Genomic DNA, 13,916 nt, shown 5'->3' on the forward strand with positions numbered 1-13,916 from the left:
ACGCCAGTGGACGACGCAGGCCGGGCCACGACCGAGATCGGGCCCGTCAGCGGTCGGCGAGGGCCCGGTCGATCAGGGCGATGACGTTCTGCGTTCCGGCGCGCGTGCCGACCGATGCCGCAGCCTGCCGCATCTCGTCGATCCCGTCGGCATCGCCCAGCAGGCCGATGATCGCACTCGTGACGACCTCGGGGGTGAACGCGCCGTCTGGGATGATCCGTGCCGCGCCGGCGCGTACGGCCGAGGCGGCGTTCAGGCTCTGCTCGCCGTTGCCGACCGGATAGGGCACGTACACCGCCGGGATCCCCAGGGCGCTGATCTCGCTCACCGTGGCCGCACCCGATCGCGACACGATCAGATCGGCGAGGGCGAAGGCGAGGTCCATCCGGTCGACGTAGCGCCGCATCGCATAACCGGGCACACCCGGGTCGGCCAGGTCACTGCGCTCGCCGGTGACGTGGATCAGCTGCCACCCGGCATCCAGCACGTCCTGCCACGACCCGGCGAACGCCTCGTTCAGCCGGCGCGCGCCGAGTGAGCCGCCGAACACCAGCAGCGTGGGCTTGCCGGCATCCAGCCCGAAGAACTCTGCGGCCTGCACGCGCAGCCCGACGCGGTCGAGGTCGACGATCTCGCGCCGCAAGGGCATGCCCACCGGCTCGGCGCCGCGCAGCCGCGTGCCCTCGAAGGCGACCCCGACCGCCGCCGCGCGGCGTGCGCCGAGCACGTTGGCAAGGCCCGGCTTGGCGTTGGCCTCGTGCACGACGAACGGCACCTTCTCACGCCGCGCCGCGACGTAGGCCGGCGCAGACGCGTACCCGCCGAACCCGGCCACGACATCGACGCCGCGTTCTCGCACGTGCTGCCGCACCTGTGCGATCGCGCGACGGAATCGACCCGGGAACCTCACCGCGTCGCCGTTCGGCCGGCGGGGGAAGGGCACCTTGTCGACGAACAGCAGTTCGTAGCCGCGTTCGGGGACCAGGCGCGCCTCGAGTCCCTCCCGCGTGCCGAGCACGAGTACGTGTGCGGCCGGGTCGCGCTCGCGCAGACCATCGGCCACGGCCAGCAGCGGGTTGACATGGCCGGCGGTTCCGCCTCCGGCCAGTAAGTAGGTCGTCACCACACGAGGCTAGCGGGTGCGCCGCGGAGTCTTCGCCGCCGCAGGGGCGGCGACGGGCGTCGGGCCCTTCGCGGGCAGAGATCTGGCGAAGGACAGCAGCACCCCGCACGCCAGCAGCGTCGACAGCAGCGACGTGCCGCCCTGCGACAGGAACGGCAGCGGCACGCCCAGCACCGGGAACAGGCGCAGGACCACGCCGATGTTCAGCAGCGCCTCGCCCACGATCCAGATCACGATCGCACCCGCCGCGATGCGCACGAACATGTCGTCGGTCTTGCGGATGACGTGGAACGCGCCCACGGCGAACAGCGCGAGCAGCACGAGGACGACGCAGCACCCGACCAGGCCCAGCTCTTCGCCGACGATCGCGAAGATGTAGTCGTTGGCGGCCGCCGGCAGCCAGTCGTACTTCTGCTTGGAGTTGCCCAGCCCCAGGCCGAAGAACCCGCCGCTGGCCAGGCCCCAGATGCCGTGCAGCGGCTGGTAGCAGGTGTTGTAGTAGTCGGCGCAGACCGGGTCGAGGAAGCTCATGATGCGCCGCATGCGGTCGGTGCTGGTCACCGCGAGCACGGCGACGCCGATCACTCCCAGCAGGAGCGGGATGATGAAGATGCGCAGCTTGACGCCGGAGAAGAACAGCGCCGCGATCACGATCAGCACCAGGATCATCGCGGTGCCCAGGTCGTGACCGGCCATGACGGTGGCGATCACTAGGGCGGCCACCGGCACCACGGGGATGAACACGTGCCGCCACAGTCCGAGCAGGGTCTGCTTACGGTAGAGCACGTAGCCCAGCCATAGCGCGAGGGCGAGCTTGAGGAACTCGGACGGCTGGGCCTGCATGCCGGCGATGACGATCCAGTTGCGGTTGCCGTCGTTGCTGTGGCCGAGCGGGGTGAACACGAGCATCTGACCGAGGGTCGCGATGATCAGCGCCGGCCAGGCCATCCGCTTCCAGAAGGCGATCGGAAAGCGGCTCATGATGAACATGAGCGGCACGCCGATCACGGCGAAGATCCCCTGCTTGAGCAGTGCCTCGTACGGCTGGTCGCCGTTCGCGGTGCCGATGGCCGAGGTGGCCGAGAGCACCATCACCAGACCGAAGCCGGTCAGCAGCAGCGATGTCGAGGCGATCAGCAGGAACTCGCTGGGAACCGGCGCGAACACGCGGCCCAGGGACACGCGCGCGGTCAGCCCGCGCCCGGAGCGCTCAGCCGGCTCAGGCGTCCCGCGAGCCGGACGGGTCGTCGTGCTCGTCATCGGCTCCCCCCGCCGTCAGGTCCTGCACGGCGGCGGCGAAGCGCCTCCCCCGGTCGGCGTAGGAGGTGAACTGATCGAACGATGCCGCGGCGGGGGCGAGGAGCACCACGTCCCCGTCATCGGCGACGCCCGCAGCGATTCGGACGACCTGCGCCATGACATCTTCAGTCTCACCGGCATCGACCTCGATCACCGGCACCGACGGCGCGTGTCGGGCGAACGCCGCGACGATCTCGGTGCGATCCAGGCCGATCACGATGGCGGCCTTCGTTGCGGGCCCGCGGCTTTCGACCAGGCCGTTGATGTCGACACCCTTGAGCCGTCCCCCGACGATCCAGACCGCACCCGGGTAGGCGGCGAGCGAGGATGCCGCGGCATGCGGGTTGGTCGCCTTCGAATCGTCGATCCAGGTGATGCCGCGGACGGTGCCCACGTTCTGGATGCGGTGCGCATCCAGATGGAAGGCGATCAGCGCCTCACGGATCGCCGCGGGCGGCACCTCGAGCGAGCGGGCCAGGGCGGCGGCGGCCAGCGCGTCGGCGACGAGGTGCGCCGCGGCGAGACCGTGCGCGGCGAGGTCGTCGACGGTGCACAGTTCGAGCGCGCTCGTGCGTCGATCGTCCAGGAAGGCGCGGTCCACGAGGATCCCCTCGACCACTCCCACGTCGCTGGGGCCGGGAATGTCCAGACCGAAGCCCACGGCCCGCGCGCCCTCGACCACCTCGGCGTCTTCGACCATGCGCCGGGTCGCGGCATCCGTTCTGTTGTACACGCAGGCGACCCGTGTGTTGGCGTACACGACGGCCTTGGCGTCGCGATACGCCTCGAACGACCCGTGCCACTTCAGGTGATCGGGAGCGAGGTTCAGGCACACGCTCGCGTGGGGTGAGACCGCGCCCTCCCGCGAGATCTGGTGTGAGAGATACCAGAGCTGGTGGCTGGAGATCTCAACGACCAGCACGTCGAAACCGCCCGGGTCGCGGACCGCGTCGAGCACGGGTACGCCGATGTTGCCGCACGGGGCAGCCCGCAGGCCGCCCTCGACGAGCATGGCGGCCGTCATCTGGGTCGTGGTGGTCTTGCCGTTCGTTCCGGTGATCAGCAGCCATTCGGCGGGCGTGCCGTCGGCGCGCAGGACCTTGTCGCGCACACGCCAGGCCAGCTCGATGTCGCCCCACAGCGCGATGCCCGATGCCTGCGCCCACGCCACCACCGGGTGATGCGGGGCGAACCCCGGTGAGGCCACGATCACGTCGGGGGCGAAGGCCACCAGCTCGGCGGGCACCTCATCCAAGCCGCCCACGTGCAGCCGCGCACCGATCACCGGCAGCAGCCGCGCATATTCGGGATCGGCACCCTCGGTGACCACGAGCACGTCGGCGCCGAGTTCGGCGAGGGTGTCGGCGACGGAGAACCCCGTCATCGACAGGCCGAGAACCGCCACACGCAGGCCGGACCAGTCAGCGTTCCAGCTGGTCAGCGAGTCCAGTCGGTCGTTCATCTGCGCCCGTCGTTCATGTGCGCGAGAGCCATTCGACGTAGAACAGGCCGATGCCGGTGACCGCGAGCATGCCGGCGATGATCCACATGCGCACCACGATTGTGATCTCCGGCCAGCCGCGCATCTCGAGATGGTGATGGAACGGACTCATGAGGAACAGCCGTCTGCCACGCGAGAGCTTGAAGTAGATGCGCTGCAGAATCACCGAGCCGGGGCCGACGATGAAGGCACCGGCCAGCAGGACGGCCAGCAGTTCGGTGTGCGACAGGATCGACAGCGCCGCGATCACCCCGCCGATCGACATCGAGCCGACGTCGCCCATGAAGACCTTGGCCTTGGGCGCGTTCCACCAGAGGAACCCGATCAGTGCGCTGACGAACGATGCCGCGATGATCGTGAGATCCATCGGGTCGCGTGTCGGGTAGCAGGCGGGCTGGTAGGCGTCGACGAGGCCGATGCCGCTGCAGGACTGGTTGAACTGCCAGAACGTGACCAGGCTCATCGCGGCGATCGTGAAGATGCCGATGCCGGTGGCCAGGCCGTCCAGCCCGTCGGTGACGTTGGTGCTGTTCGACCAGGCGACGCCGATGAACGTGATCCAGATCAGGTAGAGGATCCAGCCGATCACCGCACCCAGCGCGAACAGGTTCAGCACCGGCACGTCGCGCACGACCGAGATCATTCCCGAGGCCGGCGTCTGCTGGTACCGGTCGGGGAAGTTCATCGCCATCACGCCGAACGGCACGATCACGACCACCTGGCCGAGGATCTTGCGCCACCCGCTCAGACCGAGGCTGCGCTGGCTGCGCACCTTCATGAAGTCGTCGATGAATCCGACCACCCCGAACCCGACCATCATCCAGATCACCAGCAGGCCCGAGATCGTGGGTGGGTTGTTGCCGGTGTAGCAGCCGACGAGATACCCGACCACCGCCCCGACGATGAAGATGACCCCGCCCATCGTGGCGGTGCCGCGTTTGGCGGCATGGCTGGGGTTGTGCACGTCTTCGGGCGTGCGGATGACCTGACCCCAGCCCCATCTGCGGAACACCCGGAGGAATACCGGCGTGAGGAACAGGGTGAACGCCAGCGAGACCGCGGCTGCTGTCAGGAGTGACCTCACGAGAACGATTCTCCCAGACGATCGCCGAGGAACCGCAGCCCCACGGAGTTGGACGATTTCACCAGCACGCGATCGCCGTCGCGCAGCTCACCCATCAGGTAGTCGTAGGCCTCGTCGGCGGTGGCGAAGAACATCGCCTCGCCGTCCCACGACCCTTCGCCCACGGCTGCGAGGAACAGGCGGCGCGCCTCGGCGCCGACGACCACGATGCGCTGGATGTGCAGTCGCACCGCGAGTTCGCCGATGCGGTCGTGCTCTTCGCCGGCGTACTCGCCGAGCTCGCTCATCGCGCCCAGCACGGCGACCGTGCGCTCGTCCGGGCCGGTGATCTGGGCGAGGGTCCGCAGGGCTGCCGACATCGAGTCGGGGCTGGCGTTGTAGGCGTCGTTGATGATGCGCACCCGGTCGCTGCCCATCGGCTGCATGCGCCAGCGTTCGGCCAGCTCGACGGTCTCCAGCCGCGCGATGGCGGCGGATGCCTCGACTCCGAGTACGGCCGCTGCGGTCAGTGCGGCGATGGCGTTCATCACGTGGTGGGCGCCGAGCACCTTCAGGCGCAGCGGGAGGCCGACGCCGTCGACACTGACCGTGCACCGCGTGCCGGCGGCATCCGTCTCGATGTCATCGGCGCGCACGTCGGCCGACGGGCCCGTGCCGAACCACCGGACCGCCAGCCCGCGCTCCTGCGCGATCGAGGCCATCGAGGCGACACGGCCGTCGTCGGCGTTCAGTACGGCGACACCGCCCGGGCGCAGCGCACGGATCAGCTCGGCCTTGGCCTTCACCGTGCCCTCGATGCCGCCGAAGCCGCCGGCATGGGCCATGCCCACCATCAGCACGACGCCGATGTCGGGTTGGACAAGACCGGCCAGGTGCGCGATGGCGCCGGGGCCGGAGGCGCCGAACTCGCTGACCAGGAAGCGGGTCGACGGCGTCACGCGCAGCATGGTCAGCGGCGCGCCGACCTCGTTGTTGAACGACGCGCGCGGAGCGACGGTCTCGCCCTCGTCCTGCAGAATGCGCGCCAGAAGGTTCTTCGTGGTCGTCTTGCCGTTGGAGCCGGTGATGCCGACGATGCGCAGCTGCCCGCCCGCCCGCACACGCGCGACGACCTCGCGCGCGAGATCGGCCAGCGCCTGGACCGCGTCGGGCACCACGATCTGGGTGACGGCGGCCTCGACGGTGTGCTCGACGATGGCCAGCACGGCGCCTGCGGCCACGGCGGCGCCGACGAACAGGTGTCCGTCGGTGGCCTCGCCGGGCTTGGCGACGAAGATCCCGCCGGGCTCCATCTGACGCGAGTCGGTGTCGACCGCACCCGAGACGACCGTCTGGTCGGTGTCGGATCCGGCAAGGTGAAGCTGCCCGCCGACGGCGCGGGCGAGCTCGTGGAGTGTGAGTGCGATCATGTGAAATGCGGGCCCGCGGGGTCAGCCGAACTTCGGCAGAATGGTCGGCTTGCTGGTGGCCGGCATGACCCGGTACGTCTTGAGAACCTGGGTCATCGCCTTCTGGAAGTACGGCGCGTTGGCCGAAGATGACCTTACCTTAGTCGGCTCGTCGAGCGTGACGGCGACGAGGTACTGCGGGTCGTTCGCCGGGGCGAATCCGATCATCGTCGTGTAGTAGACACCGGCCTTGTAATGCCCGTTCGCCGCGATCTGACCGGTACCGGTCTTCACGCCGATCCGGTAGCCGGGGATCTTGATCATCTTGGCGTACGAGGCCTGCAGCGCGACGTTCTCGAGGATCTCGCGCATCTGCGCCGATGTCTTGGAGCTGATCACGCGTGTGGCCTTCGGCAGCGTCGGCTTGACGACCGTGCCGTCGGGCTTGGTGCACGATTCCACCAGCTGCAGCGGCTTCTTCACGCCGCCGTCGATGATCGCGTCGTAGGCGCCGAGCAGCTCGGGCACCGTGGTGGTCAGACCCTGGCCGTACGACGTGTCGTAGCGCATCTGGTTGTCCCACTGCTGGTACGGGTGCACGATGCCCTGCGTCTGCCCGGGGAACGTGATCGCGCTGCCGGACCCGATGCCGAACTTCTTGAGGTAGTCGTACCGGGTCTTCAGGCTCACCCGCTGGCTGAACGTCGAGGCGCCGACGTTGGACGAGTCCATCAGCACGCCCGCAAGGGTGTAGTCGTAGGTGGGATGCCGGGTGGCATCGCTGACGACGGCGCCATTGGGGAAGTGCTTGCGGTCGGGCACGATCTCCGTCGAGGTGGGAGTGGCCGCGCCGGAATCCAGCAGCGTCGAGGCCGTGATGCCCTTGAAGGTTGAGCCCGGCTCGAACTGCCAGTTGAAGATGCGGCTGGACAGGTAGCTGCCCTTCGCGTCGAAATTGTTGGGATCGACGGTCGGATACTCCGCGGCCGCCTTCAGCTTTCCCGTCTTCACGTCCAGGACGGTGATGGTCGCGAACGTGGCGTGCATGTCCTGCTTGGCCTGCTGCGCGAGCTGGGTCATGTACCACTGCAGGTCGGTGTCGATCGTGAGTGTGAGAGTGCCGCCGTCCGTGGCCGGCTGCTCGCTCTCGGTGCCCGGGATGATCACGCCGTCCTTGCCCTTCTGAAAGGTCAAGGTGCCGCTCTTGGCGGCCAGACACCGGTTGTACTCGCTCTCCAGCCCGGCGAGCGGCTTGCCGTCCCCCCGCACGAAGCCGACGAGGTTTCCGGCCACCGCGCCGTTCGGATAGGCGCGGGCGGGGTCGGCGGTGCAGGTGATGTAGTCGACGCCGAGGTCCATGAGCGCGCGGTACTGCTCGGTGGACAAGCCCTTCTTCAGCTGCGCGTACTGCGCGTGCGGGTTGTTCACCAGCGCATCCGACACCGTCGCGCGCACCTGGTCGACCGACTGACCGGTGATCTTGGCGATCTGCGTGGACACGTGCGACCACGCGGTGACCAGCTTCGTGCCGTCGGCGGCGGTGCGGGAGATGTCGCGCACGTTCGACGGGTCGTACTGGCACGTGTAGGTGAGGATGCTGGAGGCCAGCGGCCGACCGGATGCATCGACGATGGCGCCGCGCGTGCCGGCGATGGTCTGGGTGACCCCGAGGCCGTGCTCGACGGCGGCGTCGACGTTCTCGCGCGCGTTGACCACCTGGATGTCGACCAAGCGGATCACGAACGCGCAGAGCACGATGAGCACAACGGCAAGGGCCACCACGGTGCGGCGCCGTGGCGAACGGGTGCTGCTGCTGGGCGTCATGGTCTCAGTGTGTGCGCACGGTGGGCAAGCCGTCGGTCACGGGCACGGGTGTCACGTTCTTGCTCGCCGTTCCCCGCCCGCTCCCCTCGATCGTGGCCTGCGGATCGGTCACCAGCGGAGTATCGGCGATGAGGTGGTTGGCCACGGCTCCGCGCCCGAGCGGGTCGACCGACGAACGATAGGACGCCTTCTTGCCCGCCCCGACGATCTTGCCGTCGCTCAGACGCAGATAGCTCGGCGACTCGTTGACGACCATGCCGAGGGCCGCGGCGTTGGCGGCGATGTACTGCGGCGAACTGAGTCCGGTGACCTCGTCATCCAGGATCTGCTTCTGCCAGGTCAGCTGACGCTGCTGAGTGGTCAGCTGCGCCATCTGATACGAGGTCTGCGTCGTCATCACCGACAGCACCATCTGCGCCCCGACGATGGCGAGGGCCCCGACCACGGCGACCAGCCCGTACACCAGGCGTGGCTTGCGACGCGGTGCCGGGGCTGCGACGGCGTGCAGTCGTCGCGGCGCGTCGGTGCGCGGCGTGAGCCCGGGCGCGCTCAGCGGCCGGACGGCCGCGGTCTGGGTGCTCATGCGTCCTCCTTCACAGCAGCGCGCACGCGTTCGGCGGCGCGCAACCGCACGGGTGTCGCACGCGGGTTGCGCGCGCGCTCTTCGTCGGTCGCCAGCTCTGCGCCTTTGACCAGCGGGCGGAATCGGGGGGCGTGTTCGGGAAGTTCGACCGGCAGTCCCGCGGGGGCGGTGGATGCCGATGCCTGGGCGATCGCCCTCTTGACGAGGCGATCTTCCAAGGACTGGTACGACAGCACGACGATGCGGCCGCCGACGTTCAGTGCCGCCAGGGCGGCGGGGATGGCGTGCTCGAGGGCGGACAGTTCCGCGTTGACTTCGATGCGCAGCGCCTGGAACACCCGCTTGGCGGGATGCCCTGCGCGCTGGACGGCCGCGGGGGTCGCCTCCTGCAGGATCTGCACGAGCTGGCCCGACCGCTCGATCGGCGCGGTCTTTCGTGCGGCGATGATCGCGCGGGCGTAGCGTCCGGCGAGCTTCTCTTCGCCGTAGCGCTCGAAGATGCGCCGCAGGTCGCCCTCGCCGTAGGTGGCCACGACGTCGGCCGCGGTGAGCCCGACGGACTGGTCCATGCGCATGTCCAGCGGCGCGTCGTGCGCATAGGCGAAGCCGCGTGCGGTCTCATCCAGCTGCAGGGACGAGACTCCCAGGTCGAACAGAATGCCTTCGACACCGGACAGGCCGGCGCCGGCGATCGCGTCGCCGATGCCGTCGTACACCGTGTGCACCAGCCGCACCCGGTCGGCGAACGGCGCCAGGCGCTCCCCCGCGATGCGCAGCGCATCCTGATCGCGATCCAAGCCGACCAGCTGCAGGCGGTCGAAGCGCTGCAGGAACGCCTCGGAGTGGCCGCCCATCCCGAGCGTGGCATCGACCAGGACGGCGCCGTCTCGCTCGAGGGCAGGTGCGAGCAGCTCGACGCAGCGTTCGAGCATGACGGGGGTGTGGATGTCGCGGATGTCCATGGTGTGTCCTGGCATCTGATCCCGATCCCTGATCCCCATCCGCTCTGACCTGGCACCGGGGAAGTGTGTCAGGGCGTGAGCGGCTGGGCATCACGGACAGGGATCAGAACAGCCCCGGAATCACCTCCTGCTCCATCTCGCTGTAGGCGTCTTCGTAGTTCTCGGCGTAGGTGTTCCACGCCGCGGCATCCCAGATCTCGGCGTGGGCTCCGACGCCGGTGACGACGAGCTCCTTCTCGAGGCCGGCGTAGGTGCGCAGCGGCGGCGGGATCGTGATGCGGTTCTGGCCGTCGGGCTTCTCGGCGCTGGCGCCCGACAGGAACATGCGCAGGAAGTCGCGGGCCTGCTTGTTGGTCAGCGGCGCTTCGCGGATGCGCTCGTGGATGCGCTCGAACTCCTCGGTGGAGAACACGTAGAGGCAGCGCTCCTGGCCGCGGGTGACCACGATGCCGGCGCCGAGGTCCTCACGGAACTTCGCGGGCAGGATGACGCGGCCCTTGTCGTCGAGCTTCGGAGTATGCGTTCCGAGCAACATCGCCGATCACCCCCCCCCTCTTTGTCCGGCCCCCCGTGAGGTTCTCCCCCACTTTACTCCACTACCCTCCACTTCACCACCATTAGGAAGGCATTTCCTCCACGTCGGCTCCCTGGCACGCGGCACGGTACGGGCGCGAGTGACGACGGCACGGCGTCAGAGCGGCGCCGGAACAGCGCCGCATCCCCGCCCAGACGGGGCGCGGGAGTCACTCGGGCACAAAAAAACACCGACCCGAAGGTCGGTGTGGGTGTGGTGGAGCGCGGTGGAGGCTGGAGGGGCGGGCCTACTGCTGGTCGTGCCCGCGGCGATCCCATCGCTCGTTCATCTTGTCCATGAACGACGGACGGGCAGTCTCGACCGGTCGCGGATCACGCGCGCCGCGCAGACGATGACGGCTGGGAGTGACGGCGAGCACGACACCGCCGAGCATCAGCACGAAGCCGATGACCCCGATGACGATCTGCGGAAGTGCGACCCCGGCGATCAGGCCGCCGAGGCCGACGAGTACGAGCAGAGCCCCGTACACGACATTGCGATAACTCAGGGCGCGCCCATCGCTCGGAGCGCGCACGACATCGGCGTCGTTGTTCATGAGATGGCGTTCCATCTCATCGAGCAGGCGCTGCTCTTGTTCGGAGAGTGGCATGCATCCCCCTCGGCTGGAATTCTTGCTTCGAGTCTACCCGTCGGTTCGCTCACTAGGCTAGGCCCGTGGCATCCTCCCCCGGTACGATCGCGGCGCTTTCCCAGCAACTGGATGACTTCTTCACACGCCAGCGCCGCGCGATCGCAGAATTCGGCTCGGAGGCGACGTTGCTGATGGATGCCGCCGCCGACGCAGTGGTCGGCGGAAAGCGCTTGCGCGCCCGCTTCTGCTTCACAGGATTCGCCTCGGTGGCCGAGATGTCCTCCGTCGGCACGCCCGACATCCCGGCCTCGGTGATCGGCGTCGGAGCCGCCCTGGAGGTGTTCCACGCCGCCGCTCTCGTGCACGACGATCTGATCGACAACTCCGACACGCGGCGCGGCCGCCCCGCCGCCCACCGGCGTCTGCAGAGCCTGCACCGCACCGCATCGTGGGACGGGGATGCCGCGGCCTTCGGCCGTGCCGGGGGGATCCTCGTCGGCGACCTGCTGGTCGCCCTCAGCGACGACCTGATGGAGCGCTCGCTCCTCGCCGAGCCCGCCGAGATCGCCGCCGCGACCCGCGCGCAGTACGCCACGATGCGCCGCGATGTCACGATCGGGCAGTTCCTGGACGTCGCCGAGGAGTCGGCGCATGTCGACGCCGACGATTCCGAGCATGCCCATCGCGCACTGCGTGTGGCCTCGTTGAAGTCCGCGCGCTACAGCGTCGAGCAGCCGCTGCTGATCGGAGCGCGCCTGGCCGGGGCCGACGCCGCTCAGCTGAAGGCGCTGGCCGACTTCGGTCACCCGGTGGGGCTGGCCTTCCAGCTGCGCGACGATGTGCTGGGAGTGTTCGGCGACACCGAGGTGACCGGCAAGCCCGCCGGCGACGACCTGCGCGAAGGCAAGCGCACAGTGCTCATCGCGTACGCGCGCGAGGCGCTGGCACCCACGGCCCGTCGGATCATGGACGAACTGGTCGGAGACCCCGACCTCGACGACGCACAGGTGGCGGCGCTGCGCCGCACGATCGAAGACAGCGGCGCCCTCGAACGTGTCGAGACGCTCATCAGCGAGTACGCCGCCGACGCCGACCGCGCCCTGCGGGGGGCGCCCCTGGGAAATGCGGCCGTCGCGCAGCTGCGCGATCTGGCCCGCGATGCGGTGGTGCGTTCGGCCTGACCGGGCGGGTCAGGCCAGGGTGCGCGCCACGCGACGCACTTCGCTCTTGCGCCCCTGCAGCAGCGCGTCGATCGGACGCTGACCGATCGTCTCTTCGGGGCTGAACAGCCAATCGATCGATTCGTCGTCGTCCAAGCCCGCGTCGTGCAGGGCGAACAGCGTGCCGCGCAGCGACGGCAGCGGGCGGTCTTCGATGAAGAACGCCGCCGGCACCTTGGCCGCACCGTCACGCCGCGATGCGGCGAACTGGCGATCGTCGAGCATGCGATGCACGCGCCCGATGCTCTCGTCCAGCAATTCGGCGATCTCGGGCAGTGTCAACCAGTCGATGGACGTGGATGCCGTGTTCTCAGCGCTCACCAGGCCACTATCTCATGCCGCGGACGCTCCGGTTGTCGTCACAGCTGTCACAGGTGTCACATCAGCCACGTCTTCATCTCCTGTTGACACTGATCGCCATCCGTGACACGGTGACATGGTCACTGAGGGGGGAAACTCGTGCCACAGCATCACCGCACTATTCGGCATGCAGCCATGGCAGTGCCGGCCGCGATCGGATCGCTGGCGCTGTCTCTGACAGCGCTGCCCGCACACGCCGCAACCGCTGTCGAACGCGCGCCGATGGCGCCGCAGACCGGGATCATGCCGACGATCTCACCCGCCGTCGCTCCGGCGACGATCGCTGCGGTGCCGGCGCGACGCACGCCCGCCACGCACCGCGTCGTGCGTGGTGACACGGTGTGGGCGATCGCCGTGCGGTATCGGCTGCGCACGGCCGATGTGCTGGCGTGGAACAGACTGGGGAGGTCTGCCGTGATCCATCCTGGGCAGGTCCTGCGGCTCACGCCGCCGGCAAGCACCAAGGCCGCGACACCCACGAAGCGGGCGGCCGCGGCATCCCCTCACAAGAAGAGCGCCATGCGACCTGCCGCCGGCGCGACCTATACGGTGCGCTCCGGCGACACCATCAGTGCCATCGCCCGCCGGCATGGGCAGAGCACGCAGACACTGCTCAACGCCAACCACCTGCGCTGGTCGTCGGTGATCTTCCCCGGCCAGAAGCTCGTGATCCCGGCCAAAGCCGGCGCCCCCGCGGCGACGAAGGCCACGGTCAAGCCAACGGTCAAGCCCGCGCCCCGCCCCGACACGTCCCCGGCTTCCGCCGGCAGCGCCTACACGGTGCGCGCCGGCGACACGATGTCGGCCGTCGCCGCCGCCCACGGGGTGAGCGTGACGGCGCTGCTGCACGCGAACGGCATGGACTGGAACTCGATCATCTACCCGGGTCAGCGCGTGCGCATCCCCACCAGCGGCCTGCCCGGCCTGTCGAACGAACAGGCCGCCAATGCGCGCCTGATCGTACGGATCGGCCGTCAGCTCGGCGTGCCGAACAGGGGGCTGGCGATCGCCCTGGGCACTGCGATGCAGGAATCCGGACTGCGCAACCTCGACTACGGCGACCGCGATTCGCTGGGACTGTTCCAGCAGCGGCCGAGCGCCGGGTGGGGAACGGCCGCGCAGACCCGCGACGCCGACCGCGCCGTGCGCGCGTTCTTCGGCGGGCGGGGCAACCCGAACGCCGGGCGCACCCGCGGGCTTCTGGACATCGCCGGCTGGCAGAAGATGGACTTCGCCGACGCGGCGCAGGCCGTGCAGATCTCGGCTTATCCGCGGGCGTATGCCCAGTGGGAGAAGCCTGCCTACGCGTGGCTCGCCGCCATCGGATGAGCGCATCGCATCACCGCGGCCGGCGGCCCGGAGGGGTGCGCCGCTGCCCTGGCTCGCGGCCAATCCTCCGTAGACTC

At 69.1% G+C, this 13,916-nt stretch carries 13 protein-coding genes; 2 read left to right on the plus strand and 11 right to left on the minus strand.

Going from position 1 to position 13,916, the window contains the following annotated elements:
- Positions 1-46 precede the first annotated feature (46 nt).
- From QU603_RS09710 to QU603_RS09755, 10 genes are all read right to left on the minus strand, one after another.
- Positions 47-1,123, minus strand: a complete 1,077-nt coding sequence (locus QU603_RS09710) for a UDP-N-acetylglucosamine--N-acetylmuramyl-(pentapeptide) pyrophosphoryl-undecaprenol N-acetylglucosamine transferase (protein ID WP_308491189.1) — start codon at positions 1,121-1,123, stop codon at positions 47-49.
- A gap of 9 nt (positions 1,124-1,132) precedes the next feature.
- Positions 1,133-2,383 carry a putative lipid II flippase FtsW gene (gene ftsW / locus QU603_RS09715; protein ID WP_308491190.1) on the minus strand — a complete coding sequence of 417 codons (1,251 nt, stop codon included), beginning with the start codon at positions 2,381-2,383 and terminating at the stop codon, positions 1,133-1,135.
- Complete coding sequence (gene murD, locus QU603_RS09720) at positions 2,343-3,884, minus strand: UDP-N-acetylmuramoyl-L-alanine--D-glutamate ligase (protein ID WP_308491191.1); 1,542 nt, start codon at positions 3,882-3,884, stop codon at positions 2,343-2,345. The genes ftsW and murD overlap by 41 nt, the downstream gene beginning before the upstream one ends.
- Before the next feature lie 13 nt (positions 3,885-3,897).
- Entirely contained in the window at positions 3,898-5,007 is a 1,110-nt protein-coding gene (gene mraY, locus QU603_RS09725) for a phospho-N-acetylmuramoyl-pentapeptide-transferase (protein ID WP_308491192.1), read from the minus strand.
- On the minus strand, positions 5,004-6,416 hold the full coding sequence (locus QU603_RS09730) for a UDP-N-acetylmuramoyl-tripeptide--D-alanyl-D-alanine ligase (RefSeq protein WP_308491193.1): 1,413 nt from the start codon (positions 6,414-6,416) through the stop codon (positions 5,004-5,006). The genes mraY and QU603_RS09730 overlap by 4 nt, the downstream gene beginning before the upstream one ends.
- A 21-nt stretch (positions 6,417-6,437) precedes the next feature.
- Complete coding sequence (locus QU603_RS09735) at positions 6,438-8,219, minus strand: peptidoglycan D,D-transpeptidase FtsI family protein (protein WP_308491194.1); 1,782 nt, start codon at positions 8,217-8,219, stop codon at positions 6,438-6,440.
- A 4-nt stretch (positions 8,220-8,223) separates the two neighbouring features.
- A complete protein-coding gene (ftsL, locus tag QU603_RS09740) occupies positions 8,224-8,802 on the minus strand; it encodes a cell division protein FtsL (RefSeq protein WP_308491195.1) in 579 nt (192 codons plus the stop codon).
- Complete coding sequence (rsmH, locus tag QU603_RS09745) at positions 8,799-9,764, minus strand: 16S rRNA (cytosine(1402)-N(4))-methyltransferase RsmH (protein ID WP_308493993.1); 966 nt, start codon at positions 9,762-9,764, stop codon at positions 8,799-8,801. Before rsmH ends, ftsL begins: the two co-directional genes overlap by 4 nt.
- 103 nt (positions 9,765-9,867) lie before the next feature.
- The gene (gene mraZ / locus QU603_RS09750; RefSeq protein ID WP_308491196.1) at positions 9,868-10,299 is read right to left on the minus strand and encodes a division/cell wall cluster transcriptional repressor MraZ; all 432 of its coding nucleotides are present in this window, start codon (positions 10,297-10,299) and stop codon (positions 9,868-9,870) included.
- A 286-nt stretch (positions 10,300-10,585) separates the two neighbouring features.
- Complete coding sequence (locus QU603_RS09755) at positions 10,586-10,948, minus strand: DUF3040 domain-containing protein (protein WP_308491197.1); 363 nt, start codon at positions 10,946-10,948, stop codon at positions 10,586-10,588.
- A 65-nt stretch (positions 10,949-11,013) separates the two neighbouring features.
- Between QU603_RS09755 and QU603_RS09760 the strand changes: the two genes are divergently transcribed.
- Positions 11,014-12,111 (plus strand): polyprenyl synthetase family protein, encoded by a 1,098-nt coding sequence (locus QU603_RS09760; protein WP_308491198.1) that lies wholly within the window; start codon positions 11,014-11,016, stop codon positions 12,109-12,111.
- A 9-nt stretch (positions 12,112-12,120) separates the two neighbouring features.
- Here the strand turns inward: QU603_RS09760 and QU603_RS09765 are convergent, their stop codons facing one another.
- Positions 12,121-12,471: an Rv2175c family DNA-binding protein gene (locus QU603_RS09765; RefSeq protein ID WP_308491199.1), complete on the minus strand. Its 351-nt coding sequence runs from the start codon at positions 12,469-12,471 to the stop codon at positions 12,121-12,123.
- A 174-nt stretch (positions 12,472-12,645) separates the two neighbouring features.
- Here QU603_RS09765 and QU603_RS09770 point away from each other — a divergent pair, with 174 nt between their 5' ends.
- The gene (locus QU603_RS09770) at positions 12,646-13,839 is read left to right on the plus strand and encodes a muramidase family protein (protein ID WP_308491200.1); all 1,194 of its coding nucleotides are present in this window, start codon (positions 12,646-12,648) and stop codon (positions 13,837-13,839) included.
- Positions 13,840-13,916: the final 77 nt, after the last annotated feature.

This window comes from Microbacterium terrisoli (assembly GCF_030866805.1).
Taxonomy (GTDB): Bacteria; Actinomycetota; Actinomycetes; order Actinomycetales; family Microbacteriaceae; genus Microbacterium; species Microbacterium terrisoli.

What these genes read in the sequence shown, in the direction of transcription:
- ftsL (WP_308491195.1), bottom strand. Translation starts at nt 8,802, where the DNA reads ATGAGCACCCAGACCGCGGCCGTCCGGCCGCTGAGCGCGCCCGGGCTC.
- QU603_RS09735 (WP_308491194.1), bottom strand. Translation starts at nt 8,219, where the DNA reads ATGACGCCCAGCAGCAGCACCCGTTCGCCACGGCGCCGCACCGTGGTG.
- murD (WP_308491191.1), bottom strand. Translation starts at nt 3,884, where the DNA reads ATGAACGACCGACTGGACTCGCTGACCAGCTGGAACGCTGACTGGTCC.
- QU603_RS09770 (WP_308491200.1), top strand. Translation starts at nt 12,646, where the DNA reads ATGGCAGTGCCGGCCGCGATCGGATCGCTGGCGCTGTCTCTGACAGCG.
- QU603_RS09730 (WP_308491193.1), bottom strand. Translation starts at nt 6,416, where the DNA reads ATGATCGCACTCACACTCCACGAGCTCGCCCGCGCCGTCGGCGGGCAG.
- ftsW (WP_308491190.1), bottom strand. Translation starts at nt 2,383, where the DNA reads ATGACGAGCACGACGACCCGTCCGGCTCGCGGGACGCCTGAGCCGGCT.
- QU603_RS09755 (WP_308491197.1), bottom strand. Translation starts at nt 10,948, where the DNA reads ATGCCACTCTCCGAACAAGAGCAGCGCCTGCTCGATGAGATGGAACGC.
- rsmH (WP_308493993.1), bottom strand. Translation starts at nt 9,764, where the DNA reads ATGGACATCCGCGACATCCACACCCCCGTCATGCTCGAACGCTGCGTC.
- mraZ (WP_308491196.1), bottom strand. Translation starts at nt 10,299, where the DNA reads ATGTTGCTCGGAACGCATACTCCGAAGCTCGACGACAAGGGCCGCGTC.